Origin of the sequence: Neiella holothuriorum, from assembly GCF_019457915.1 — a bacterium.
GTDB lineage: Bacteria > Pseudomonadota > Gammaproteobacteria > Enterobacterales > Neiellaceae > Neiella > Neiella holothuriorum.
Genome location: NZ_JAHZSS010000023.1, coordinates 1 through 23,995, shown reverse-complemented (window position 1 = coordinate 23,995; position 23,995 = coordinate 1). Strand labels below are relative to the sequence as shown.

Genomic DNA, 23,995 nt, shown 5'->3' with positions numbered 1-23,995 from the left:
TAACGGTTAAAAAGAAATAATAGACTGGGTCGCTGCAACCATTTTCTTACGGCCCAGCAAAAACTGTAGGCGATTTCCGCCAAGTTGGCGCCATAGTACGGCGGCCCGAACGCCCGCTAATAGCGTAGCGCGAATTTTGTTTTGGTTGGCTTCAGGTTTCAAGTTTGCTGGCGCACCGGCAACTTGAATTCGCTGACCAACGGGGCTGACGATATCGCTGTAGATAGAAGCTAAACCGGCCACCATTTGATCATCAAGTAATTCTGAATGTGATAACTGACGTTTACTGTGCTCAATACGTTCTGCCAACGCCGCAAAAGCGCCATTGGTTTTAGCCAACCGGCGCTCTAGTGCCAACATAGCAACGGCGTAGCGAAACACATCCATATTGCGCGGCTGCGCTTTTGGGGCTAAATGATCCAGTAAATGGCGCGCACCGGTTCTAACATTACCCAAGCCGCCATAAACATCTTCGGTTTGCTCTGGTTCAGTCAACAAAATGCTGTTCAGTGCAACTTCCATCAAGTCCGCATCGGCAGATCCGTTACGCGCAATTTGGCTCACTAGGTAAGCGCTTTGGCAAACACCAGAAAGGGCGATTACTCGGTCTACATAATTACTCATTCAACAACGGCTCCTGCTTGTTGCGGACTACGAATTAATTCATCAATAATAGCGCCACCAAGGCAAACGTCTTGTTGATAAAAAACCACCGACTGACCAGGTGTAACAGCCGTTTGTGGTTCATCAAAAATCACTTCAACACGATTGTCATCAAGGGGGACCGCTGTGGCGGGCACATCTTGCTGGCGATAACGGGTTTTGACCGTACATTGGGTTGGGCCGGTGAGTGGTTCACGGCTAACCCAATGTTGTTGATCGGCAATTAAACCGTTCGAAAACAGGCGTGGGTGATTAGCACCTTGCGCTACGATCAACTCATTGCGCTGCAAATCTTTGTCGACTACATACCAAGGATCAGTATTGCCATCTTTGCGGCCGCCAATGCCGAGCCCTTTGCGCTGACCTAATGTGTGATACATCAAACCTTGGTGTTGGCCCATTTGCTCGCCATCAACACTGACAATGATGCCTGGTTGGGCAGGTAAATAACGCTTGAGAAAGTCAGTAAATTTGCGCTCGCCGATAAAACAAATACCGGTGGAGTCTTTCTTTTTAGCGGTGACTAAGTCTTGTTCTTCAGCAATGCGGCGCACCTCAGGCTTGGCGAGCTCGCCAACGGGAAATAGGGTGCGGCTGACATGTTCTTCGCCAAGGGTATAAAGAAAATAGCTCTGATCTTTGTTGTTATCTAAACCGCGCAGCATTTGCCAACGACCATCAACTTCGCGACGGCGCACGTAGTGCCCAGTGGCGATGTAATCAGCACCTAAATCCTCACAAGCAAATTCTAAAAATGCTTTAAATTTAATTTCTTTGTTGCACATGATGTCGGGGTTTGGCGTGCGGCCCGCTTTGTATTCCTCAAGGAAGTACTCAAAGACGCGATCCCAATATTCGGCAGCAAAGTTAATGGTGTGCAGTTCAATGCCTAATTTGTCACAAACAGCTTGAGCGTCAGCAAGATCGTCTGCAGCAGAACAATACTCGTCGGTATCGTCCTCTTCCCAGTTTTTCATGAACAAGCCCTCAACCTGATAGCCTTGCTGCAATAGCAAATAGGCAGATACAGACGAGTCGACGCCGCCGGACATTCCGACGATGACACGCTTATCAGAGCAATTGTTGGCAGAAATACTTGTCATGGTAGACAACAACCTCAAGACACTATTTTAGGGCGCGCGATTCTAACATGTTTCAGGTCACACCGTAAGCAAGATTCAGGACTCTAAAACGTAAAAACGCAAAGCAGTAGCTTCTGTGTTGTTGTTAAGGCATTTGGCAGTGAAGTAACTCAAGCGGGTAACGCTTACCCGCGAGGTAGTCATCGGTACAAGTTTTTACGAACTGCGAGCGCAGTGATTGCTGATCAAGTTGCGCTCTTGTTAGCCAATGACAGGCGTGAATTGCCGGATCAATAGGAGTGAGTGGAAGCGCTTCGTCAACCGTCGCGTAAAAACAAAATCGCAGATAAATAACGGATGCATCCTGATTGGGAAATTGATAGATGCCAACAACGCCATGCGGATCGAGATCTAAACTTGTTTCTTCAAGTAGCTCGCGCTTGGCAGCAGCAATGAGCGTTTCACCTGCTTCAATGTGACCTGCGGGTTGATTAAATTGCAGATTGCCACGGATATTTTCTTCAACGAACAAAAAGCCTTTCGGGGATTCGACAACCCAAGCAACAGTCGTATTCGGTTTATAGCGTTCGATCATAAAAACTTCCTTGGGCGTTGTTATTAGTGCGTTGAGTGATGGGGCGTCATTCGTTTTATGGTTTTGCCGGTGTTTCGGCATGTTGCCAATGCCCGTTTGCAATACCGTCTAGACTCCATCTGCCGACTCGATAGCGAATCAGGCGCAATGTTGGGTAGCCAATGGCGGCTGTCATTCGTCGTACTTGTCGATTTCTGCCTTCGATAATGCCAATTTCGAGCCAACTATCAGGTATTGAAGCGCGTTCACGGATGGGGGGATTTCGCGGCCAAATCGCTGGCTCGTCAATGCGTTTGACTTCGGCAGGCAAGGTCATGCCATCTTTCAGTTCAACGCCTTCGCGCAACAGTTGCAAATCAAGTTCACTGGGCTCGCCTTCAACCTGAACCCAATAGGTTTTACGTGTTTTTTTTCCGGGTTGGGTCAATTGCGCATTGAGCTTGCCGCTATTGGTGAGAACCAGCAAACCTTCGCTATCGCGATCGAGTCGGCCAGCCGCATAAACATCCGGCACATCGACGTAATCTGCGAGGGTTTTACGGCCTTGCTCATCGGTAAATTGGCACAGTACGTCATAGGGCTTATTAAACAGAATCACCTGAACAGGGCCTTTAGGCTGAACTGGTTGCTTACGACTGGCAGAACGCTTGCTCGGGCGATGCTTGAATTCTTTGCCGGCAGCTGGACCTTTGGCATGCGACGAATGTTTGTTTTTGCCTCGCCGCTTTGCTGGCGATGTGCTTGATTTTGATGGGGCAGGTGCCATGACGTGTCTAAAGCTTGTTAACAATGGTTGTCATGGTAGCGTCACCATGGCGCGGTCACAATGGCTTAGAGTTTTTTGATTAAACAGTAAGTGGTGTGCCCTTTGGGGTAATCAGGTAGTTCGCCAAATACGTTATAGCCAAGTTTCTGATAAAACGGCTTTGCTTGGATATCTAAGGTTTCGGTTCGGACATATTCAAAACCACAGCTTTTAGCGTGCGCTTCGGCGGCATGTATGAGTTGGCTGCCAATGCGTTGGCCTCTTGCTTCACTCGCTAGCCAAAGTAATTCAATAATGCAGTAGTTCCAATAAGCGTTAGCTCGGATCCCGCCAACCACTATACCTTGGTTGTTACGTGCAAAAACCGCAAAGCGGGTATCTGGCTCAGTCGCAACCTGCTCAGTTAAATAACCACTGTTATACGATTGAATACCCTTACTAAGGATTTTTAGCTCGGCTTCAGGCGGTTGTGTCGTTAATTCAATGTGCACCCTTGGCTCCAATTTGAGTGGACGATGATCAATACAAAAAAGGCAGCTCGGAAGAGCTGCCTTTGTTACTCATATGCGATGGCTTATAGCGCGGCTAAAGCGGCGTTAAAAGTACCGCTTGGGCGCATGGCTTCGGCGCCTTTCGCGTCATCTGGGTGATAATACCCACCGATGTCCATTGCTTGCCCTTGTACGGCATTGAGCTCATCAACAATCACTTGCTCTTGCGCTGTTAGCGCTTTGGCTAATGGTGCAAATTGAGCTTGCAGCTCGGCATCGTCAGTTTGAGCGGCCAAGGCTTGTGCCCAGTAAAGCGCTAAGTAGAAGTGACTACCGCGGTTATCTAACTCATTGACACGACGAGATGGCGACTTGTTGTTATCAAGGAACAGGCCGTTGGCCACGTTCAATGCTTCGGCAAGTACCTTGGCTTTGTTGTTGTCAGTCTTGATGGCCAAGTCTTCGAGAGAAACCGCAAGTGCTAAGAATTCACCCAGTGAATCCCAGCGCAGGTGGTTTTCTTTTTCAAACTGCTGAACGTGCTTAGGAGCAGAGCCGCCAGCACCTGTTTCGAACAAACCACCGCCCGCGAGCAGCGGTACAATTGACAACATCTTGGCACTGGTACCCAACTCTAAAATTGGGAACAAGTCAGTCAGGTAATCACGCAATACGTTACCGGTGACCGAAATTGTATCTTGGCCCGCTTTGACTCGCTCTAAGGTGTAACGAGTGGCTTCTACAGGCGCCAAAATCTTAATTTCTAAACCTGTGGTGTCGTGCTCAGGCAAGTAAGCATTGACCTTGTTGATCAGGTTCGCATCATGGGCACGGTTTTCGTCGAGCCAAAATACCGCTGGGTTACCGGTTGCTTTCGCGCGGTTCACGCCAAGTTTTACCCAATCTTTAATGGGTAAGTCTTTGGTCTGACACATGCGGAAAATATCGCCTTCAGCCACTTGATGTTCCATCAAGGTTTCGCCAGCTTGGTTGACGACACGAATAGAACCAACACCAGGCGCTTTAAAGGTTTTGTCGTGAGAACCATACTCTTCCGCTTTCTGGGCCATCAAACCGACGTTAGCAACGTTACCCATGGTGGTTACGTCAAATGCGCCATTGATTTTGCAGAAAGAAACGGTTTCTTGATACACGCCAGCATAGTTGCGATCAGGAATGATGAATTTGGTATCAGCCAATTTGCCATCTGGGCCCCACATCTGGCCAGACGAACGAATCGCCGCTGGCATTGATGCATCGATAATAATGTCGCTTGGCACGTGAAGGTTGGTAATGCCGCGATCTGAATCGACCATCGCCATCGCTGGACGTTTGTCATAAACGGCCTGCAGATCAGCTTCAATGGCTTCACGTTGCGCATCAGGCAAAGATGCAATTTTTGCATAAACGTCGCCAACGCCGTTGCTCGGATCAACACCGAGTTCAGCAAACAATTGAGCGTGTTTGGCAAAAACATCTTTGTAGTAAACCGTTACCGCGTGACCAAACATGATGGGATCAGAAACCTTCATCATGGTGGCTTTCAAATGCAGTGACAACAAAACACCTTGTGCTTGTGCATCTTGAGTTTCGGCTTCGAAAAATTCGCGTAATTTGGCAACGTCCATGACTGCCGAGTCGATGACTTCGCCAGCTTGGAGAGGGGTTGATGCTTTTAGGACTGTGGCTTCGCCAGCAGCGTCAACAAACTCAATTTTCACATCGTCGGCTTGTGCCACAACGACAGATTGTTCGCTACCGTAAAAGTCGCCGTCGCTCATGTGAGAGACGTGAGATTTAGAATCACTAGCCCAAGCGCCCATCGAGTGCGGGTTTTTCTTCGCGTATTGCTTTACTGGTGCAGCAACACGGCGGTCTGAATTACCTTCACGAAGTACAGGGTTTACCGCACTACCTAATATTTTGGAGTAACGGGTTTTGATCTCTTGCTCAACGTCGTTTTGCGGCTCTTCTGGGTAATCCGGAACATCATAGCCGTGAGCTTGCAGCTCTTTAATCGCCGCATTTAATTGTGGAATTGAGGCGCTAATGTTGGGCAGCTTAATGATGTTGGCTTCTGGCGTTTTAGCTAATTCGCCCAGTTCAGCCAGGGCATCAGAAATTTTTTGTTCTGCCGTTAACTTGTCTGGGAAGTTGGCAATGATGCGGCCTGCCAAAGAAATATCGCGTGTCTCAACGCCTACGTCGGCGGCTTTAGCAAATGCTTCTACGATAGGAAGTAACGAGTATGTCGCCAGGGCAGGGGCTTCATCAGTTTTTGTATAAATAATTTTTGAGGTCGGCTCAGACATTTAGTTTCCCTTTGATAAATATGCGCGTCACCAGCAGCTGAATGGATAGAGTTTGTAGGAAATCCAGCAAAATGCAAAAGCATTTCAGGATGTTAACTCAATCAAAAAAACGGCGGACATTATAACAGCTGGTGAGCAATTAGAATAGCGACCAGTCTTTACTTTTGGTGACGAGATATTGCCTTTTAAAACAATTTGTTATCGTTGCGTAAAGCGCGTTTTCGCCATGTCTTTTGACCAATGTCTAACATGGTGGCGAATTTTGGTGCTTTGGAGGGCTCTACGCTGGTATTCGAAACGCTAAAAATACAAAAAGCAGGCCGAAGCCTGCTTCTAATATGAGGGGGAGGTACGTTATTTCTCGTCGCTTACCTGAGAAATTTTAAGTGCATGGTTACCCTTGGGTCCTTCATGCAACTCAAATTGAACTTCCTGTCCTGCTTTCAGGGTGCGATATCCGTCCATTTCGATCGTTGAGTAATGCGCGAATACATCTTCACCACCGCCATCTGGACAAATAAATCCGAATCCTTTGGCGTTATTGAACCATTTGACTTTTCCGGTAGCCATACTTCTACATCCTTCCATTTACGACTGCACTTTGTTCTGCCAAAATCAGTCTGACAGACGCTGATTGAACAAAATTTGTACCTTTTGCCACTCTAGTACAAAGATTGATTGAGTCAAGGAAACGTTTGTGCAAAGTTGGTAATTTGTGCGGTCGGTTGAATGTGAGCGATTGCGCGAATTTTCGTTTATCGGTTTGAGCTAGTATTTAAAATGAGTGAAAGAAACATCGATTTGGCCCATGAAGATGTGGTCGAATCCAAACCTGAATTATCGGTGCGAGAGCCGAAGTTATATCAGGTTTTTCTGAACAACGACGATTACACGCCAATGGACTTTGTAATCGATGTGTTGCAACGGTTTTTTGCTCATACTAACGAGCAAGCAACGCAAATTATGTTGCAGGTTCATCACGAAGGGCGGGGCGTGTGTGGTGTCTACACACGAGATGTTGCAGAAACTAAAGTTGTTCAAGTCAATCAGTATTCGCGAGAAAATGAGCACCCATTAATGTGCTCAATGGAAAAGGCGTAATAATTGCATTGATCCTAACCGCATTACCATGAAGTACACCATGATAATGGGTGACATGATTAGTAAGGGGCGTGCCTATGTTAAATAAAGAGTTAGAAGTCTCGTTGAATGATGCATTCCGCGAAGCCCGTAACAAGCGTCATGAGTTCATGACGGTTGAGCACTTGTTACTTGCCTTGCTTCAAAATACTGCTGCGTTAGGGGCCTTAGAAGCCTGTGGGGCCGACATCGAACGGCTAAAAACCTCTCTCACCGAATTTATCGAACAAACCACGCCGTTGATCCCCGCAGAGGATCAAGAGCGTGAAACACAGCCGACGCTTGGTTTTCAACGTGTCTTACAGCGCGCCGTTTTTCATGTCCAATCGTCTGGTCGAAGTGAGGTAACAGGTGCCAACGTCTTAGTGGCGATGTTTAGCGAGCAAGAAAGTCAGGCCGTTTATTTCCTCAAGCGCGAATCTGTATCGCGTCTCGACGTGGTTAATTTCATTTCCCATGGCATTCGAAAAGTAGAAAATTCTGGGAGCGATTCGTCGCCGTCTGAGCAAGAACGAATTGATAGTGATGTTGAGGGAAGCGAGTCCGCTCCTGCGAGTGACTCAGTGTTAGCTAATTTTGCGACCAACCTTAATGTACTCGCGGCCGAAGATGGCATTGACCCTTTAATTGGTCGTGATGATGAATTAGAACGAACGGTTCAGGTTTTATGCCGCCGACGGAAAAATAACCCATTGTTGGTGGGCGAAGCTGGCGTTGGTAAAACTGCCATTGCTGAAGGTTTGGCTTATCGAATTGTTGAAGGTGATGTGCCTGATATTATTGCCGATAGCGTTATATACTCGCTCGACTTAGGGGCATTGCTTGCGGGCACTAAATATCGCGGTGATTTCGAAAAACGTTTTAAATCGTTATTGAAAGAGCTGCAAGAAAAACCCCATGCCATCATGTTCATTGATGAAATTCATACCATCATTGGCGCTGGCGCTGCATCAGGCGGCATGATGGATGCGTCAAACTTGATCAAGCCTTTGCTGACTAGCGGCCGTCTGCGCTGCATTGGTGCAACCACCTATCAGGAATATCGCGGCATTTTTGAGAAAGATCGCGCCCTAGCGCGTCGCTTTAAGAAAATTGATGTGCCAGAGCCTAGTGTGGAGGATACCGCCAAAATCTTGCTGGGTTTGAAAGCGCGCTACGAGCAGCATCATGGTGTGCGCTATACCAAACCAGCGATTAGCGCGGCAGCAGAATTGTCCGCTAAATATATTAACGATCGCCATTTACCCGATAAGGCGATTGATGTCATTGATGAAGCTGGCGCCCATACCCGCTTAGTTCCGCCAAGTCGCCGCAAGAAAACGGTTGGCGTACATGAAATTGAGTCGATCATCGCCAAAATGGCTCGAATTCCGGCTAAGTCGGTGTCATCGACAGACAAAGATGTTCTCAAAAATCTCGATCGCAATTTGAAAATGGTTGTGTTCGGCCAAGATCGCGCCATTGAAGTGCTTTCAGACGCAATTTTATTGCAACGTTCTGGTTTAGGGCAGGAAAAGAAACCGGTTGGCAGCTTCTTGTTTGCAGGCCCTACAGGGGTTGGTAAAACGGAAGTGACACAACAGCTGGCCAAACTGATGGGCGTTGAGTTAACGCGCTTTGATATGTCCGAGTACATGGAGCGTCATGCGGTGAGCCGTTTAATTGGTGCGCCTCCAGGCTACGTGGGCTTTGATCAAGGCGGCTTGTTAACCGATGCTGCGTTGAATCATCCACACAGTGTGGTGTTATTGGATGAAATTGAGAAAGCTCATTCAGACGTCTACAACCTGCTGCTGCAAGTTATGGATCATGGCACATTGACTGATAACAATGGCCGTAAAGCTGATTTTCGAAATGTCATTTTGGTGATGACCACTAATGCTGGCGTGCAGGAAACAGTGAAAAAATCCATTGGATTCCAAGAGCAAGACAATAGCACTGATGCGATGAGTGAAATCAACCGAGTGTTTACTCCGGAGTTTCGCAATCGTTTAGACAATATTATTTGGTTCAACCACCTGAACGAAGAAGTAATTCAACAAGTGGTTGATAAATTTATTGTTGAATTACAAGCTCAGCTTGATGCGAAAGGGGTGTCGCTTGATGTGGATGCCAAAGCCCGTAAGCACTTAGCTGAAAAAGGCTACGATAAAGCGATGGGCGCACGACCTATGTCTCGAGTGATTCAAGAGTCTCTGAAACGACCACTGGCCAATGAATTACTCTTTGGTTGTTTGTCTAACGGAGGCTCGGTCACCATCACGCTGAAACGTGGCAAGCTAGTCTTTGATTACGGTAAGGAATTGGCGGATTGCACTAGCTAAGGTTGGAGCAATGGCCACCAACAAAAAAGCCCGCAGAAGCGGGCTTTTTTGTTGGAAATTTGTATGCGTCAATTAACGAGCGCGGAATACGATGCGACCTTTGCTTAAGTCGTAAGGTGTCAATGCTACAGTTACTTTGTCGCCGGTCAGAATACGGATGTAGTTTTTACGCATCTTGCCACTAATGTGGGCAATAACCACGTGACCGTTTTCCAGTTCCACTCGGAACATAGTATTAGGCAGGGTTTCCAGAACCGTGCCTTCCATTTCAATGCTGTCTTCTTTAGCCATTCAGGATTCTCGTTCAACTGCCATGATTGTATAGGGCCTATTTAGCGCGCGGAATTGTGCACGAATTCCCTACTAGTGTAAAGGTTAGCTTGCCGATTTTTTACACGTAAGCCAACGGCCGCCAATGAATTGTTCGTTTGGGCGGAAATTTGTTTTGTAATTCATCGCACTACAGTTATCAATTTGATATCCAAGATAGAGATAATCTTTTCCTATCGCTTTGGCTAATTCTATTTGCTGCAAAATACAGGCAGTGCCTAACGACAGATGCTCGAATTCAGGCTCAAAGTATGTATATAAGGCAGATAGGGCATTTGGCGTTTCATCGGTGATGGCAACGGCCACGAGTTGATCATCAAGCCAACATTCTAAATGCAACACCGCTAGCCATTCATTGCGGCTGAATTTAGTGAGTTGCTGGCGATTGGGTGGGTACATTGAGCCATCGCTGTGGCGTTGCTCTATGTAGCGGCTATACATTGCAAAATGGTCGTCGCTAACATCTTCTGAAACCTGCCAGCGAAACGCTTTTGACTTCTTTGCTACCCGCTTTTGACTTGAACTGGCAACAAATTCAGCAACAGGGATGCGTAACGATTGGCAAGCACTGCAACTTGCGCAGTGTGGTCGATACACTTCGGTACCACTGCGTCGAAATCCATGAGCCAATAAATAGTCATAGCCATATTCATTCATAACGCGTTGATCGAGCACAAATAGCAGCTGCTCTTGTTGATCTTCGAGATAACTGCATTGAGACGGCTGGCTTAGAGCAAGTCGCGCCTGTTGCAAAGGTTCGGAGCTCATACTGGCCTCAGATCTTAACGATTTGTTGACAGTCTATCAGCAGTGCCTGTTCAAGTCGCAGGGCAAAATCATTTCGGCTGCAGACTGTAGCGCCAAGATTCATCAGGTGTGGGTTTTCGAGTTGGCAATCGAGAAGTGTCATACCTGCCGTTTTCATGCGTTCAATCAACGCTAAAAAGGCGATTTTGGATGCACCGCTGACGCGATGAAACATCGATTCACCACAAAAGGCGCCATTTAATTGCAACCCATACAATCCGCCTACGAGTTGATCGCCGTGCCAGACTTCAACCGAGTGGGCGTGACCAAGGCGATGCAATTGGCAGTAAGCATCCAGCATATCTTGATTAATCCAAGTGTCTGGACGATTTGGAGTCGGCTCTGAACATGCGGTTATGACTTGTTCGAACGCGCTATTGATGCGAATGGTAAAGCTGTGATTTCGCCAAAGTTTGGTTAATGTACGATTCGGAGTGTAATGCTGAGGCTCAATGATGCAGCGTGGATCTGGCGACCACCACATGATTGGATCATCGTCGCTGAACCAAGGGAAAATGCCTTGTCGATAGGCAGCAATTAAGCGTTCGGGGTGCAAGTCACCACCGAACGCTAATAGGCCGTTTGGCTCATCAAGTGCTAACGCTATATCCGGGAAGTCAGTCGGATCGTCATTCAGCAGCGTTAGCATCATTAAGCCCTTTTAAAGGTTAATCTTTGTTCAGGCCATCTAAGAAACGCTCAGCATCAAGCGCCGCCATACAGCCAGTACCGGCAGACGTAATTGCTTGGCGATAGATATGGTCCATCACATCACCAGCAGCATAAACACCTTCAACACTGGTTTGCGTCGCGTTACCTTCGGTACCCGATTGTACTTTCAGGTAGCCATTCGCCATTGCTAATTGGCCTTCAAAGATTTGCGTGTTTGGCTTGTGGCCGATGGCAATGAATACGCCTGCGACGTCGAGATCTTCTTTATTCTCGCTCTTAGTATCTTGGATACGCACGCCTGTTACGCCCATGTCGTCGCCAAGCACTTCATCCAACGTACGGTCGGTGTGCAGCACGATTTTGCCTTCTTCGACCTTATCCATTAGTCGTTTAACTAAAATCTTCTCGGCTCGGAAGCTATCGCGGCGATGAATCAGGTGAACTTCTGAAGCAATATTCGCTAAATAAAGCGCTTCCTCAACGGCGGTGTTACCACCACCGACAACGGCTACTTTTTGGTTACGGTAGAAAAAGCCATCACAGGTGGCACACGCAGAAACGCCTTTACCTTGAAAAGCCGTTTCAGACTCAAGACCTAAATATTGTGCCGATGCGCCTGTGGCAATAATCAGCGCGTCACACGTGTATATACCCGAATCACCGGTGAGGGTGAAAGGACGCTTGCTGACATCCACGGTATGGATGTGATCGAATACGATTTCGGTATCGAATCGTTCGGCGTGTTTCAACATACGGTCCATCAAGCCGGGGCCGGTCAACCCTTCGGGATCACCTGGCCAGTTTTCGACTTCAGTGGTGGTGGTTAACTGGCCACCTTGCTGAATGCCGGTCACTAAAACCGGGCTTAAATTTGCACGGGCAGCATAAACTGCAGCGGTATAGCCTGCTGGGCCCGAACCTAAAATTAATAATTTGCAGTGTTTGGCTTCACTCATAAAACGACTCCCAAGCCATCTATCATCGAACTGAAAGTGCTCGATTGTACGTGTTTGAATAATTGTTGGTAAATACGATGTAGGTATAAAAAGCTAAAAATAAAGGGCGAAGGCGCGCTTTTATTTGTTATGACGTTAGAGCGATTAGTTATGTGTGCTGGCATAAAAAACAATATTTCACCTGCTAGTTGTTAGATTGCTCAGGAAATGATTCTGTTTTAGAGGTTGTCACTATTAGGCGCTACGTATTTAGAATAATGTTCTGTTAGTATCGCTTTTGGGATAATTCCTTATTTGTTGATTTATTGTTATGCAAAATAAACCTCTAGATCGTATCGACCGACGCATTGTGCAAGAGCTGCAGTATAACGGTCGTATTTCTAATGTTGAATTAGCGCGCCGTGTTGGTTTGTCGGCCACGCCTTGCTTAGAGCGAGTCCGGCGACTCGAACAACAGGGCGTGATCTTGGGCTACCAGGCCAATATTGATCCAACCAAAGTTGGCAGTAGCTTATTGGTTTTTATTGAGGTGACGTTAGACAGGGCTGCTCCGGATGTATTCGAGCGATTCAATTCGGCGGTTGTGCAGTTGGAAGAAATTCTTGAGTGCTATTTGGTGTCGGGTAACTTTGATTACTTACTCAAAACCCGTGTTGCCGACATGTCAGCTTATCGCGCCATGTTGAGTCAAACACTCCTCAAATTGCCCAATGTGTCCGATACCCGTACCTATGTTGTGATGGAAGAAGTACAGGCCAAAACGCGCCTACAGATTAAATAATCAGCAAATTAGTATTGAGTCAGCAAAAGCTAGCGCTGGCATTGGTCATATCAACGGTTTTTGTTATGGTGTAGCCAGTTTTTTATCATGGACTGAATGTGTTTTGAGCGAGTCTGTATCCCGCCCGCAAACATCCGGGTTGCAACGTTTATTTGAAGCCGGCCTGATCCTATTTTCAGTGGCCGCGCTGTTTATTCTGATCGCCTTGATGACATTTCACCCGGGCGATCCGGGTTGGTCGCAAACCAGTTTTCATGGCTCCATTCATAATGCCGCGGGTCCCGCTGGCGCTTGGATTGCTGATTTCCTATTGTTTATCTTTGGCTGGGTAGGGTACTTAGCTCCCGTGTTAACGGCGTTGTTTGGTTGGGCATTATTCAACCACCGCTATATTCTCAGCCAACTCGATTACTTGTCTCTTAGCTTAAAACTAATTGGTAGCCTTAGCTTGTTGCTCGGCCTTACTGGTATATCGAGCATCAACTTTGACGATCTTTATTACTACAGCTCTGGTGGTTTGCTGGGCGATTTAATTGCACAAGGTCTGCTACCGGTTGTCGGCTTAGGCGGCAGTCAACTGCTGTTGATGGCGCTTATAGTATTAGGTGCAAACTTACTCTCTGGAATCTCGGTGGTTTGGCTAGCCGAAAAAGTTGGCGTTGGCATGTTTTGGTTATTCAATGCAGTGGCGCAGCTACCGCAATGGTGGCAGCAGCGTCAGCAAACCAATGCCGAACTAGACGCTAGCGATTCGGCTGAACCCGTTGACGATATTGAACCGCCGGAAGAAGCCGAGCCCGAACCAGCGCCAATGAGCCAGTTGTTGAAAGACCTTATTGGCAATAACGACAGCGCCACCGAAACGACTGAACGGCAAGAGCCTTCATTGTCTGACGACAATGAGCCGCCTTTTGAGTTAGATGAACCTAAGCCGACAAAAGCTAAAAAGCCGTCAACAAAAACAACTAGTGACGGTGATGAATACATCATTGAAGATGGCACGGTATATTTGGCGTCGGACTTAGCTGATGAACCGGCCGTTGCGCCAATGCCAACCTTAGATTTGCTCGAGAAACCAGACAAAAATAAGAATCCAATCACCCAAGAAGAACTCGACGTCGTTGCTCGATTAGTTGAACTCAAACTTCTCGATTTCAATATTGAAGCCAAGGTTGTGGCCGTATATCCGGGTCCTGTTGTTACTCGCTTCGAACTAGATTTAGCGCCAGGCATTAAAGTCGCCAAATTGACGAGCCTATCAAAAGATCTCGCGCGTAGTCTGTCTGCGGTCAGCGTTCGCGTGGTGGAAGTGATTCCCGGGAAAACCTATGTCGGTATCGAAATTCCAAATAAAAAGCGCGAGGTTGTGCGTTTAAGCGAAGTTATATCGGCACAGAAATTTGAAGAGTCTAAATCGCCATTAGCCATGGTGCTCGGCGCTGACATTTCAGGTAGCCCTGTGGTGGTTGATTTAGCCCGTATGCCCCATTTGCTGGTAGCTGGCACCACCGGCTCGGGTAAGTCGGTTGGCGTCAACGTGATGATTGTTAGCTTGTTGTATAAGAGCTCACCTGATGACGTTCGCTTCATCATGATTGACCCCAAGATGTTGGAATTATCCGTCTATGAAGGTATTCCACATCTGCTATCAGAAGTCGTAACTGATATGAAAGAAGCCGCCAATGCGTTGCGTTGGTGTGTGGGTGAAATGGAACGGCGCTATAAGCTGATGTCCGCCGTTGGTGTCCGAAACCTCGATGGTTTTAATGCCAAAGTGAGAGAAGCAAAAGCATCCGGCCAACCATTGTTCGATCCCTTGTTTAAAGAAACCGAACAATTTGAAAGTGAACCACCAGAGCTTGAGCCGCTGCCGCGAATCGTCGTAATTGTTGATGAATTTGCTGACATGATGATGATTGTTGGTAAAAAAGTTGAAGAGCTAATTGCTCGGATCGCTCAAAAAGCGCGGGCTGCTGGTATTCACCTTATTCTTGCCACACAGCGCCCCAGCGTTGATGTGATCACAGGTTTAATTAAAGCCAACATTCCAACACGGATGGCGTTCCAAGTATCGTCGCGCGTGGACTCTAGAACCATTTTGGACGAGCAGGGCGCCGAGGCACTACTTGGTATGGGCGACATGCTCTATTTGCCGCCGGGATCACCAACGCCAACCCGCGTTCATGGTGCTTTTGTTGACGATCATGAGGTGCATGCCGTTGTTGATGATTGGAAAAAGCGTGGCAAACCCAATTACATTTCAGAGATTTTAGCCGGTGAAGTGGCTGACGACGTGGTGATCCCCGGCGAGAAAACCGGTAGTGAAGATGACTACGATCCGCTCTATGACGATGCCGTCGCCTTTGTTTGTGAAAGCCGCCGGGGATCAATTTCCAGCGTTCAGCGTAAATTGAAAATTGGCTATAACCGAGCTGCCCGAATCATTGAACAAATGGAGGCCGATGGCGTGGTTTCTGCTCCTGGCCATAATGGTAATCGCGATGTGCTCGCGCCACCGCCGGTGAAAGACGTATGACAAAAATTTTAAAATTGGCAGCGCTTGCTGCTTGCTGTTGGCTCACTGCAAACACGGCTACTGCCGCGACAGATAACGCCGATGCGCGCCAAGCGCTGCGCAGTTATTTGGCATCAATGGCGGGCTTTTCCGCTAACTTTGAACAAACGGTTTATGATGAGCAACAACAGGTACTCCAGCAGTCGTCTGGCAACCTCGCCACCAAACGACCTGGCATGTTGCGTTGGCAAGTAGAAATACCCGATGAAGAGCTTTTGATTGCTAACGGTGATGCGCTTTGGTTGTATAGCCCTTTTCTAGAGCAAGTCAGCATTTATAGCTTACAGGACGCCATCGGCCAGTCGCCGTTTATGTTACTGACTAGCGATGAAGACGCCGTTTGGCAGGATTACCACATTAGTCAAAATGATACCGGCTATCGCGTTGTTCCGAATAGTGCTTCCAATGTTGCTTGGCTGCAAGTTAATGTGCTCGAACAGCGTATCGACAGCATATTAATGCAAGACAGCGCAGGTACCGTCACACGTTTTCAATTGACGGATTTCACCGGCGAAGCCCCGCAAGGCAATGAGTTATTCGAATTTAAGATCCCAGAAGGCGTTGATATTGATGATCAACGCACTGCCGGCTAACCACGCTATCTAATGGACGATTTGTTTGATACGCCAAACCATCAACCGCTCGCTGCCCGTATGCGGCCTCAGCGCTTGGTTGATTACGTAGGTCAGCAGCATATTCTTGGTGAAGGCAAAGCACTACGCAAAGCGCTAGAGCAGGGCCAATGCCACTCGATGATCTTGTGGGGGCCGCCAGGCACAGGTAAAACCACACTTGCTGAATTAATCGCTCGCTACGCTGATGCACATGTTGAGCGAATTTCAGCGGTAAGCGCCGGTGTTAAAGAAATACGCGCAGCCATAGCTGCTGCTAAAAGCAAATCCTCCCGTACCTTGTTGTTTATTGATGAGGTTCATCGCTTTAATAAGTCTCAACAAGACGCGCTACTGCCGTTCATCGAAGATGGCACCGTAACTTTCGTTGGTGCTACAACAGAAAACCCGTCGTTTGAACTCAATAACGCACTACTATCTCGGGCGCGAGTTTATCTTCTCAAATCGTTAGACAGCGATGATCTGACTCACTTACTGAAACGCGCGTTAACATCGAAAGAAGGGTTAGGGCTGCAGCCTAACTGTATTACTGACGAAGCCTCCACAGCGCTGCTACGTGCAGCTTCTGGTGATGCGAGGCGCCTGTTAAACACCTTGGAAATTGCGTGTGACTTAGCGGCAGCCGGTACCGATGGCTCCCCACTTATTGATCTCGATGCGATCCAAGAAGCGGCGGGGGAGCAGGCAGTTGCTGCCGACAAACAAGGTGATCGTTACTACGACTTGCTATCGGCTTTCCATAAATCAATCCGGGGTTCATCCGCTGACGGCGCTTTGTATTGGTTTGCATGCATGTTGGAAAGCGGCATGGATCCAGTGCTTGCTGCACGTCGCTTGCTCGCGATTGCGTCTGAAGATATTGGTAACGCCGATCCTAAGGCTATGCAGGTTGCCCTAGCCGCGTGGGATTGTTACCACCGTGTGGGGCCCGCAGAAGGTGAACGAGCCATTGCACAAGCGATTGTTTACTTGGCTGTTGCGCCAAAATCTAATGCCGTTTACACCGCCTTTAAAGCTGCCCGCGCAGCAGTAAAAGAACATGGCTCGCTTGATGTTCCTAATCATTTACGAAATGCGCCCACCCAATTAATGAAAGAAATGGGCTTTAATCAGGGGTATCGGTATGCCCACGATGAGCCTGGGGCCTACGCGGCCGGCGAAACTTACTTGCCTGAACGACTCGTTGGTCATGAATTTTACCAACCGAGTGACCGCGGGTTAGAGCGCAAAATCGCTGAAAAAATAGCTTATTTACGCCAACAAGATGATCGATCGAACAACAGGCGTTAACGCCATTTTAAAACCGAACAATTGACCTTTGCCTCAGGCCCATATGGCAGGTAAAATCAGCCCTCATTTTAGTTTCAACTCGCTGCTGATCCGCTTGATCTAGCAGCAACTATTTGGAAGACACGATGTTAGACGCAAAGTTGCTCAGGAACGATCTGGATAATGTGGTTCGCCAACTTGGCCGTAAAGGGTACAAGTTTGATACCGAAGCGTATCTTGGGCTCGAATCACGCCGTAAAGATCTGCAAATTAAAACCGAAACCCTGCAAAACGAGCGCAACGTCCGATCCAAAAGTATTGGTAAAGCTAAGGCCGCAGGTGAAGATATTCAGCCATTGCTTGCTGAGGTAGGCGAAATGGGTAAGCAGCTCGACGCGGCAAAAGCTGAGCTCGATGCGCTGCAAACTGAATTAAACGATCTCATGGCTGGCTTACCAAACTTGCCCGCTGAAGATGCGCCTGACGGCGCTGATGAAAATGACAACGTAGAAGTTAGCCGTTGGGGTACACCGCGTGAATTTGATTTTGAAGTCAAAGACCACGTCGATGTTGGCGCTGACGGGCTAGATTTTGAAACCGCAGTAAAAATCAGTGGTTCTCGCTTTATTGTAATGCGTGGCGAAATTGCAAAAATGCATCGCGCCTTAGCGCAATTCATGCTTGATTTGCACACCGAAGAGCACGGTTACACCGAATGCTACATGCCTTATTTAGTTAATGCCGATAGCCTGTTTGGCACCGGCCAGTTGCCTAAATTTGCAGACGACTTATTCCATACCAAACCAGCGACCGAAGAAGGCGTTGGTATGAGCTTGATTCCAACGGCAGAAGTACCATTAACCAACACGGTACGAGACACCATTATTGATGCCGCAGATCTCCCCATTAAACTGACAGCGCATACACCATGCTTTCGCTCTGAAGCGGGCTCCTATGGCCGAGATACTCGCGGCCTGATCCGTCAGCATCAGTTTGATAAAGTCGAGTTGGTGCAAGTCGTTGCTGCCGATCAATCTGAGCAAGCGTTGGAAGAATTGACTGGTCATGCTGAAAAGGTACTGCAACTGCTTAACTTACCTTATCGTAAGGTTGTGCTTTGTACTGGTGACATGAGCTTTGGCTCTTACAAAACTTACGACTTGGAAGTTTGGGTACCATCGCAAAACACTTATCGTGAGATTTCTTCTTGCTCCAATGTCGGTGATTTCCAAGCCCGACGTATGCAGGCACGCTATCGTCCTGCTGGTGCGAAGAAACCAGAATTGGTTCATACCTTAAACGGCTCAGGTTTAGCGGTAGGCCGTACCTTGGTGGCCATATTAGAAAACTACCAAACCGCGGACGGAAAAATTGATATTCCAGAAGCGTTACAGTCTTACATGGGCGGCAAAACTCAAATCGGCTAACACTTTGGCCTTGTAGCCAACAAGCTGTTTTAAACATAAAAGGGCGCTATCTAGCGTCCTTTTTGTGATCTAGGTGTAGCAAATGCGGCTCGATAGTGCTGCAAACAGGCATTTCTCATAACGGGAGATAGACTTTAACACCGCTCGGTACGCTGGCTCTGTCAGCGCGTCCGGGCATCTATAGCCTTATATGGAGGTGATTTATGGAAGGTTCGAACAAGCTGTTATTGCTGATTAGCATTTTGACATTAGTCTTGGTCGGTTTCTCTTATATCGATCTGAAAGGCGCAATTGGTGAAGCACCAGCAGAGCTTCAAGCTGTCCCGCGCACAACCATTACCATGACCGGAGTAGGTAGTAACGTGACCTTTACCTCAGGTGGCGGTAACTGTAGTCGCGCATCGCCCAACATCAAAGCAGAAGCCAGTATCTCTGGTGGAGCAGCTGGCAACGCCATTACAGTTACGGCGCAGTGCTCGTTAAGTAATTGGAGTGCGAGCACCACTTCAACTGACTCAGGAGCAGCAGCTGTTTACAGTGTGAAAACGGCCAACGCTGGCACCGGTGCAGCAAGCTGTACCCATAGTTACGCCAGCACAGCAGCGCCAGATTCACACTGGACTGCAGTGTGCACTTTTTAGTACCTGTGTCGTTTTGATGTGTGACAAGGAGCCATTGGCTCCTTTTTTAGTTATGATTTACGAGCCGTAATCGAACTAAAAAGTCATAGCACGGAGGCTAGCTTGGCACTTCTAATTCCAAAACAATCCAACACGGAAGTATTTATCTCGGCACTGCTGATTTTGATTCCATTGGCCGAGACGCTTAGTTTTGAAACATTATGGGGACTTCAGTGGCACAGTCCATTGATGATGAGTCAGCTTGGCTCATTTCTACTCATCATAAAATGCATACTGTTGAGTCAGGGCTTGATGTTGTTGTCTCGAGCGGAACTCAAGGATACTGTTAGTAAACTGCTTCGCTACGCTTGGTTACTGCCAAAGGCTGCTCTCGTGCTAGTCGGCGTGGGACAACTAATGTTCGTGCTAATTGGGGTTATCTGGTTGGTGATTGGGCCAGGTGCAAAGCACTTTCATTTTGAGCGAGAAATAGGCAGTCAAACTATTTACATACGTAACTCAGATCCCGGAGCATTCGGCTCTGCGTATTATCACTACTATTTTAAGTGCCCAAAAGCTTATGGATTTTATGAGCTGAACTACATAGGCCAAAGTAACTGGTTAGGAGATTTCACCCTAACACTCAAGAATACGTCATTAATGGCCCAACCAACCGGTAGCAACATGTCTAAATCAGCTACGCTGCCAGTAACCAGTGAAATGAGATGTAACGCTAGTTAATAAGCAATTGCGACGACTAAATACACTTGGCAGGTTTCGGGAGTCCGGCAATACGCGTTGCTTGTTTGGCTGGGCCTTTACGGAATAATTTATACAGGTAACGACTATTGGCTTTTTCTTCTGGCCATTGCTTACCGAGTGTTTTGATAAGCATGCGAATTGCTGGACTGGTTTCAAACTCGTTGTAAAAGTTGCGAACAAAATTCACGACTTCCCAATGTTCGGGCGTTAGCTCGATTTGCTCCAATGCAGCAAACTCGTTGGCAACCAGCTCTGACCAATCATCAAAATTTGCTAAATAGCCGTGTTTATCTAATGGCAAGGATGTGCCGTCTGGTAGTTCGATGCGAGTGGGGATTGCAGGCATAAATAAAAAGCTTTTTCTCGTTAAACTCGAATGGTTTGAGCACTGTTAGCAACAAGCTCAACCCATTGTGGAAAGTCGATGGTGTCGATGGCTGGCGTAACGGCTCTAGCTGCACAATCGCTTGCTAAGGCGAGATGAAGGCCCAAACTCGGCAATTGGTGGGATTGACGATAAACAGCATTTTCAACCAATACCACCACATCATCGTTGGTTACTAAGTCAAACCAATCACAGGACTGTTGCTCGCGAACCACATAGACCACACGATTCGATTCAGATTCGAATGACATGATTGGCCTCCTGTAGCAATGTGCGTATTTGCTGATCTGAAACTAACGTCGGCTCACCGATTAACTGCTCTGTTTTAAGCTGGCATTGCTGCAACGATTTGTCGTGCACCCATACCGCTTCAATATCAAACATTGGCAGCGCTTTTAGCAGGTTTGCGATGTTTTTTGCGCCAGCTAAATTGGCTTCTGGCAACGGCAATAGCTGACGAACTGCTAACTGTGAAAATAGCAGGGTGACAGGTTGGTCGTAGGCAGCAAAGGCGAGCGCTGCGTCTAATGTCTCGCGGCCGGTAATATTGCCAATGGCGGGCTGTGTAGACCAAATCACTATCATCGAGCGTACCTAAAACTGAACCACATGGTCACTATGAATACTGGCTTTCACCAACATACCTAAACCACCGATTTTAAAACCATCTGCAAGTAACACCTGCTCGGCTTCTTCCAATGACTCAGCACCACCCAAACCTCGTCGCTGCGCTGCTGCGCTACAAATATCGAGCGGTATGCCAAATTCATTTGCTAACGCTTGCCAGCGCTCTTGTGGCGGCCACTCGTCGGCAGGCCAGTCCAAGTGCAAGTCAGCTATGGTCACGGCTTGTTGAAAGAAGAAAACTTGTTCAATGGAATGCCCTTGCTGAATTGCCGCATGAGCAAAAGAAATAGCATTTACATGAGCGTTGTAGTGCTCAGGTGGGCTATCAATTAGCAAGGTAAAGCTAGCCATTTGATCATTCAATTGAAGAGGTGGTGAGCAAGATCCTAACCAGATGATTAGGATCAAGCAACTAGATAGATCGCTTTATAAACCAACAAAGAAGCTAATGATGATGGCGTTCACGATATCAACGAAGAAACCACACACCAAAGGAACAATGATGAAGGCGCGGTGAGCGGCACCAAATTGGTGGCTGACCGCGGTCATATTGGCAATGGCTGTTGCTGTAGAGCCTAAGGTTATCCCGCCAAAGCCGGAACAAATAACCGTTGCTTCGTAGTCTCGTCCCATTAAGTTAAACACAACGAAAACAGTGAACAGCACCGACAGTAGTATTTGTAATCCCATCACCGACATCAGGAACATCATTGAGCCTTGCAGTTCCCAAACTTGTAATGACATCAACGCCATGGTTAAGAACATACCCAAACAAATATCGGAGATAAGCGCTAAGCCTTGATCTTGGCCGGGCCAGCGTAACTTCGGAAATAGCGGCGCAACAGCGTTACGGATGAAAATACCCGCAATTAAGCAACTCACAAATTTAGGTAGTTGTATGCCCCAGTCGGTCAGCATTGAATCGATACCGTGACCTAAAATCAGCGCAACATTGAGCCATAGCCAAGCCCAGAGCAGGGCATAGTGTTCAATTTTGCTGTGATTTTTATCATGCGCTACACCAACATCTAGATTTTCATGAGAGCCTGTTTTGAGCTTATGGCGTTTAATCAGATAGCTGGCAATGGGGCCACCTAAACAACAGGCGCTTATTAAGCCGACCGTGTTTGCGGCAACGCCAATTTCCATGCTATTGAGAATACCCAAGTCTTCAACGAACGTAGGTGCCCAAGCGATTGTTGTACCAACGCCGCCAATGAGCGAAATCGAACCAGCCATTAAACCGGTTTTGGGATCCATGCCAAAACCGGCCGCTGTACCGATCCCGATTAAGTTCTGCAGCACGATATAGACACAGGCCAATACCACCAACAGGGCCAACGGACGCCCGCCTGTCAGCAGCGTTTTAATATCGGAGCGCAATCCAATACCGGCAAAAAAGTAAATTAACAGCCAATCTCGCACATCGAGCGTGAAGTTAATTTGAATATTAAATAGGTAATAGATTAGACCGACTGCAACAGCACATAGAAAGCCGCCAATCACGGGTTCAGGGATGCTGTAATCGCGCAAGACTTGGTAACGCATTGTGGCGGCCTTGCCAACAAATAGCAGCACAATGGCAAGTGTAAAGGCTAAAAAGCCATGAACCTCGAGGCTCTCCATATTGATCCTTTAGAAAGTGGCGGGTTTAAGTAATGGCTACAAACTAATGTAGGTTTTGATGAATGATAGAAGGGTTTACTGAACTTGCGCTGAAATTCTTGATGAACAAAAAAAGCCCCGACTGAGCGGGGCTTAAACGTTGGATAGGGAGAAATTTAGTCGTCGTTCATTACGCCTAACAAGTGCAGTAAGTGAACGAACAAGTTGAATATATTTAAGTACAAAGAAACCGTTGCGCGAATGTAGTTGGTTTCACCACCGTTAATGATACGGCTCGTATCAAATAAAATGAGACCTGACATGATCAGGACCATACCTGCTGAAATCGCTAAGCTCATTGCTGGGATCTGCAAAAAGATATTGGCGATAGACGCGATAATGGCGACGACCAAGCCAACCATCAAGAAGCCACCCATGAATGAGAAGTCTTTCTTCGAGGTCATGGCATATGCGGATAGCGCAAAGAAAATGAGTGCTGTGCCGCCTAATGCTTGCATGATTAACGATGGGCCGTTTGGCAGCGCAGCGTAAGCGTTAAGCATTGGCCCCAACGAGGCGCCCATTAATCCTGTAAAGGCAAAAATCCAACCCAGGCCAGAGGCGGTATCGGCTTTTTTGTTGACTACAAACAACAAACCAAATGCCGCTAGCATCATGACGAGCGCCACCATGTGGCTAAGATTCATTGCCATCGACACGCCTGCAGTTACCGTGCTGAATAGCAAGGTCATCCCTAACAGGCTGTAAGTGTTGCGAACCATCTTATTGATGGAACCAGCTTCAACCGCTGGGTTGTACATGCTTTGTTGTGCCATTGATAAGGCTCCTTTATTACCTATCTCTAACGGTGTTAGAAACTTAGAAACCAATAGAGTTCCCAAGAATCATTTTCATTACCACTCATAGTGGCGATGATTCACTTCATTTTCAAGCCGTAAATTGTGTGGAAATACGTCGTTTATTGTTTGTTTAACGAATGCTTTGGCCGATTTTTATACGTTCGAACTCTAAACCCTGTTTTTTGTAATATTTTGCTTTACAACGATAAGGGGCGTCATTAATATGCGCATCACTTGCTGCGGAGAGGTGGCAGAGCTCGGTTGAATGCACCTGACTTGAAATCAGGCGAAGGGTCAAACCTTCCGGGGGTTCG

At 47.4% G+C, this 23,995-nt stretch carries 27 protein-coding genes; 9 read left to right on the top strand and 18 right to left on the bottom strand.

Annotated features, from left to right (window positions below):
• Positions 1-6: 6 nt before the first annotated feature.
• The 7 genes from hflD to cspD form a co-directional block, all read right to left on the bottom strand.
• Positions 7-624 carry a high frequency lysogenization protein HflD gene (gene hflD / locus K0504_RS15575; protein WP_220105080.1) on the bottom strand — a complete coding sequence of 206 codons (618 nt, stop codon included), beginning with the start codon at positions 622-624 and terminating at the stop codon, positions 7-9.
• A complete protein-coding gene (mnmA, locus tag K0504_RS15570; protein WP_220105079.1) occupies positions 621-1,766 on the bottom strand; it encodes a tRNA 2-thiouridine(34) synthase MnmA in 1,146 nt (381 codons plus the stop codon). The genes hflD and mnmA overlap by 4 nt, the downstream gene beginning before the upstream one ends.
• Positions 1,767-1,890: 124 nt before the next feature.
• Positions 1,891-2,340 (bottom strand): NUDIX hydrolase, encoded by a 450-nt coding sequence (locus K0504_RS15565; RefSeq protein ID WP_220105078.1) that lies wholly within the window; start codon positions 2,338-2,340, stop codon positions 1,891-1,893.
• A gap of 55 nt (positions 2,341-2,395) precedes the next feature.
• Entirely contained in the window at positions 2,396-3,106 is a 711-nt protein-coding gene (locus K0504_RS15560; RefSeq protein WP_220105077.1) for a pseudouridine synthase, read from the bottom strand.
• A 65-nt stretch (positions 3,107-3,171) separates the two neighbouring features.
• Entirely contained in the window at positions 3,172-3,597 is a 426-nt protein-coding gene (locus tag K0504_RS15555; RefSeq protein ID WP_220105076.1) for a GNAT family N-acetyltransferase, read from the bottom strand.
• A gap of 83 nt (positions 3,598-3,680) precedes the next feature.
• On the bottom strand, positions 3,681-5,909 hold the full coding sequence (locus K0504_RS15550; RefSeq protein WP_220105075.1) for an NADP-dependent isocitrate dehydrogenase: 2,229 nt from the start codon (positions 5,907-5,909) through the stop codon (positions 3,681-3,683).
• 354 nt (positions 5,910-6,263) lie between these two features.
• Positions 6,264-6,479: a cold shock domain-containing protein CspD gene (gene cspD / locus K0504_RS15545; RefSeq protein WP_087506580.1), complete on the bottom strand. Its 216-nt coding sequence runs from the start codon at positions 6,477-6,479 to the stop codon at positions 6,264-6,266.
• A 210-nt stretch (positions 6,480-6,689) separates the two neighbouring features.
• Here cspD and clpS point away from each other — a divergent pair, with 210 nt between their 5' ends.
• Together clpS and clpA are read left to right on the top strand one after the other, a co-directional pair.
• Positions 6,690-7,010 (top strand): ATP-dependent Clp protease adapter ClpS, encoded by a 321-nt coding sequence (gene clpS / locus K0504_RS15540; RefSeq protein WP_220105074.1) that lies wholly within the window; start codon positions 6,690-6,692, stop codon positions 7,008-7,010.
• A 77-nt stretch (positions 7,011-7,087) separates the two neighbouring features.
• Entirely contained in the window at positions 7,088-9,373 is a 2,286-nt protein-coding gene (gene clpA / locus K0504_RS15535; RefSeq protein ID WP_220105073.1) for an ATP-dependent Clp protease ATP-binding subunit ClpA, read from the top strand.
• Between the two features lie 72 nt (positions 9,374-9,445).
• Here clpA and infA read toward each other — a convergent pair whose 3' ends face one another.
• From infA to trxB, 4 genes are all read right to left on the bottom strand, one after another.
• Positions 9,446-9,664 carry a translation initiation factor IF-1 gene (gene infA, locus K0504_RS15530; RefSeq protein ID WP_087506518.1) on the bottom strand — a complete coding sequence of 73 codons (219 nt, stop codon included), beginning with the start codon at positions 9,662-9,664 and terminating at the stop codon, positions 9,446-9,448.
• 84 nt (positions 9,665-9,748) lie between these two features.
• A complete protein-coding gene (locus K0504_RS15525) occupies positions 9,749-10,471 on the bottom strand; it encodes an arginyltransferase (protein ID WP_220105072.1) in 723 nt (240 codons plus the stop codon).
• Between the two features lie 7 nt (positions 10,472-10,478).
• Complete coding sequence (aat, locus tag K0504_RS15520) at positions 10,479-11,162, bottom strand: leucyl/phenylalanyl-tRNA--protein transferase (RefSeq protein WP_220105071.1); 684 nt, start codon at positions 11,160-11,162, stop codon at positions 10,479-10,481.
• 16 nt (positions 11,163-11,178) lie between these two features.
• On the bottom strand, positions 11,179-12,138 hold the full coding sequence (trxB, locus tag K0504_RS15515; RefSeq protein ID WP_220105070.1) for a thioredoxin-disulfide reductase: 960 nt from the start codon (positions 12,136-12,138) through the stop codon (positions 11,179-11,181).
• A gap of 310 nt (positions 12,139-12,448) precedes the next feature.
• Between trxB and lrp the strand changes: the two genes are divergently transcribed.
• The 7 genes from lrp (at position 12,449) to K0504_RS15480 (ending at position 20,183) form a co-directional block, all read left to right on the top strand.
• Positions 12,449-12,919 (top strand): leucine-responsive transcriptional regulator Lrp, encoded by a 471-nt coding sequence (lrp, locus tag K0504_RS15510; protein WP_220105069.1) that lies wholly within the window; start codon positions 12,449-12,451, stop codon positions 12,917-12,919.
• A 103-nt stretch (positions 12,920-13,022) separates the two neighbouring features.
• Positions 13,023-15,455 carry a DNA translocase FtsK gene (locus tag K0504_RS15505; protein WP_225918185.1) on the top strand — a complete coding sequence of 811 codons (2,433 nt, stop codon included), beginning with the start codon at positions 13,023-13,025 and terminating at the stop codon, positions 15,453-15,455.
• The gene (gene lolA, locus K0504_RS15500) at positions 15,452-16,087 is read left to right on the top strand and encodes an outer membrane lipoprotein chaperone LolA (protein WP_220105068.1); all 636 of its coding nucleotides are present in this window, start codon (positions 15,452-15,454) and stop codon (positions 16,085-16,087) included. The genes K0504_RS15505 and lolA overlap by 4 nt, the downstream gene beginning before the upstream one ends.
• A gap of 12 nt (positions 16,088-16,099) precedes the next feature.
• Positions 16,100-17,416 carry a replication-associated recombination protein A gene (locus tag K0504_RS15495; RefSeq protein ID WP_220105067.1) on the top strand — a complete coding sequence of 439 codons (1,317 nt, stop codon included), beginning with the start codon at positions 16,100-16,102 and terminating at the stop codon, positions 17,414-17,416.
• Between the two features lie 125 nt (positions 17,417-17,541).
• The gene (serS, locus tag K0504_RS15490) at positions 17,542-18,822 is read left to right on the top strand and encodes a serine--tRNA ligase (protein WP_220105066.1); all 1,281 of its coding nucleotides are present in this window, start codon (positions 17,542-17,544) and stop codon (positions 18,820-18,822) included.
• A 203-nt stretch (positions 18,823-19,025) separates the two neighbouring features.
• Positions 19,026-19,463 carry a hypothetical protein gene (locus K0504_RS15485; protein ID WP_220105065.1) on the top strand — a complete coding sequence of 146 codons (438 nt, stop codon included), beginning with the start codon at positions 19,026-19,028 and terminating at the stop codon, positions 19,461-19,463.
• A gap of 102 nt (positions 19,464-19,565) precedes the next feature.
• Entirely contained in the window at positions 19,566-20,183 is a 618-nt protein-coding gene (locus K0504_RS15480; RefSeq protein WP_220105064.1) for a hypothetical protein, read from the top strand.
• Positions 20,184-20,199: 16 nt separating this feature from the next.
• Here K0504_RS15480 and K0504_RS15475 read toward each other — a convergent pair whose 3' ends face one another.
• From K0504_RS15475 to K0504_RS15445, 7 genes are all read right to left on the bottom strand, one after another.
• A complete protein-coding gene (locus tag K0504_RS15475; RefSeq protein WP_220105063.1) occupies positions 20,200-20,550 on the bottom strand; it encodes a TusE/DsrC/DsvC family sulfur relay protein in 351 nt (116 codons plus the stop codon).
• A gap of 20 nt (positions 20,551-20,570) precedes the next feature.
• A complete protein-coding gene (locus tag K0504_RS15470; RefSeq protein WP_220105062.1) occupies positions 20,571-20,840 on the bottom strand; it encodes a DsrH/TusB family sulfur relay protein in 270 nt (89 codons plus the stop codon).
• A complete protein-coding gene (locus K0504_RS15465) occupies positions 20,824-21,174 on the bottom strand; it encodes a DsrE family protein (protein ID WP_220105061.1) in 351 nt (116 codons plus the stop codon). Before K0504_RS15465 ends, K0504_RS15470 begins: the two co-directional genes overlap by 17 nt.
• 9 nt (positions 21,175-21,183) lie before the next feature.
• On the bottom strand, positions 21,184-21,567 hold the full coding sequence (gene tusD, locus K0504_RS15460; RefSeq protein ID WP_220105060.1) for a sulfurtransferase complex subunit TusD: 384 nt from the start codon (positions 21,565-21,567) through the stop codon (positions 21,184-21,186).
• 75 nt (positions 21,568-21,642) lie between these two features.
• Positions 21,643-22,842 (bottom strand): sodium/glutamate symporter, encoded by a 1,200-nt coding sequence (gene gltS / locus K0504_RS15455; protein WP_220105059.1) that lies wholly within the window; start codon positions 22,840-22,842, stop codon positions 21,643-21,645.
• 155 nt (positions 22,843-22,997) lie between these two features.
• On the bottom strand, positions 22,998-23,657 hold the full coding sequence (locus K0504_RS15450; RefSeq protein ID WP_220105058.1) for a Bax inhibitor-1/YccA family protein: 660 nt from the start codon (positions 23,655-23,657) through the stop codon (positions 22,998-23,000).
• A gap of 154 nt (positions 23,658-23,811) precedes the next feature.
• Positions 23,812-23,995 (bottom strand): hypothetical protein (locus K0504_RS15445; RefSeq protein ID WP_220105057.1); only part of this gene is annotated, 184 nt, incomplete at its 5' end.

What these genes read in the sequence shown, in the direction of transcription:
- K0504_RS15525 (WP_220105072.1), bottom strand. Translation starts at nt 10,471, where the DNA reads ATGAGCTCCGAACCTTTGCAACAGGCGCGACTTGCTCTAAGCCAGCCG.
- K0504_RS15465 (WP_220105061.1), bottom strand. Translation starts at nt 21,174, where the DNA reads ATGATAGTGATTTGGTCTACACAGCCCGCCATTGGCAATATTACCGGC.
- trxB (WP_220105070.1), bottom strand. Translation starts at nt 12,138, where the DNA reads ATGAGTGAAGCCAAACACTGCAAATTATTAATTTTAGGTTCGGGCCCA.
- serS (WP_220105066.1), top strand. Translation starts at nt 17,542, where the DNA reads ATGTTAGACGCAAAGTTGCTCAGGAACGATCTGGATAATGTGGTTCGC.
- gltS (WP_220105059.1), bottom strand. Translation starts at nt 22,842, where the DNA reads ATGGAGAGCCTCGAGGTTCATGGCTTTTTAGCCTTTACACTTGCCATT.
- K0504_RS15485 (WP_220105065.1), top strand. Translation starts at nt 19,026, where the DNA reads ATGGAAGGTTCGAACAAGCTGTTATTGCTGATTAGCATTTTGACATTA.
- lolA (WP_220105068.1), top strand. Translation starts at nt 15,452, where the DNA reads ATGACAAAAATTTTAAAATTGGCAGCGCTTGCTGCTTGCTGTTGGCTC.
- K0504_RS15475 (WP_220105063.1), bottom strand. Translation starts at nt 20,550, where the DNA reads ATGCCTGCAATCCCCACTCGCATCGAACTACCAGACGGCACATCCTTG.
- cspD (WP_087506580.1), bottom strand. Translation starts at nt 6,479, where the DNA reads ATGGCTACCGGAAAAGTCAAATGGTTCAATAACGCCAAAGGATTCGGA.
- K0504_RS15470 (WP_220105062.1), bottom strand. Translation starts at nt 20,840, where the DNA reads ATGTCATTCGAATCTGAATCGAATCGTGTGGTCTATGTGGTTCGCGAG.
- K0504_RS15495 (WP_220105067.1), top strand. Translation starts at nt 16,100, where the DNA reads ATGGACGATTTGTTTGATACGCCAAACCATCAACCGCTCGCTGCCCGT.
- infA (WP_087506518.1), bottom strand. Translation starts at nt 9,664, where the DNA reads ATGGCTAAAGAAGACAGCATTGAAATGGAAGGCACGGTTCTGGAAACC.
- clpS (WP_220105074.1), top strand. Translation starts at nt 6,690, where the DNA reads ATGAGTGAAAGAAACATCGATTTGGCCCATGAAGATGTGGTCGAATCC.
- K0504_RS15560 (WP_220105077.1), bottom strand. Translation starts at nt 3,106, where the DNA reads ATGGCACCTGCCCCATCAAAATCAAGCACATCGCCAGCAAAGCGGCGA.
- clpA (WP_220105073.1), top strand. Translation starts at nt 7,088, where the DNA reads ATGTTAAATAAAGAGTTAGAAGTCTCGTTGAATGATGCATTCCGCGAA.
- K0504_RS15450 (WP_220105058.1), bottom strand. Translation starts at nt 23,657, where the DNA reads ATGGCACAACAAAGCATGTACAACCCAGCGGTTGAAGCTGGTTCCATC.
- hflD (WP_220105080.1), bottom strand. Translation starts at nt 624, where the DNA reads ATGAGTAATTATGTAGACCGAGTAATCGCCCTTTCTGGTGTTTGCCAA.
- tusD (WP_220105060.1), bottom strand. Translation starts at nt 21,567, where the DNA reads ATGGCTAGCTTTACCTTGCTAATTGATAGCCCACCTGAGCACTACAAC.
- lrp (WP_220105069.1), top strand. Translation starts at nt 12,449, where the DNA reads ATGCAAAATAAACCTCTAGATCGTATCGACCGACGCATTGTGCAAGAG.
- K0504_RS15550 (WP_220105075.1), bottom strand. Translation starts at nt 5,909, where the DNA reads ATGTCTGAGCCGACCTCAAAAATTATTTATACAAAAACTGATGAAGCC.
- mnmA (WP_220105079.1), bottom strand. Translation starts at nt 1,766, where the DNA reads ATGACAAGTATTTCTGCCAACAATTGCTCTGATAAGCGTGTCATCGTC.
- aat (WP_220105071.1), bottom strand. Translation starts at nt 11,162, where the DNA reads ATGATGCTAACGCTGCTGAATGACGATCCGACTGACTTCCCGGATATA.
- K0504_RS15565 (WP_220105078.1), bottom strand. Translation starts at nt 2,340, where the DNA reads ATGATCGAACGCTATAAACCGAATACGACTGTTGCTTGGGTTGTCGAA.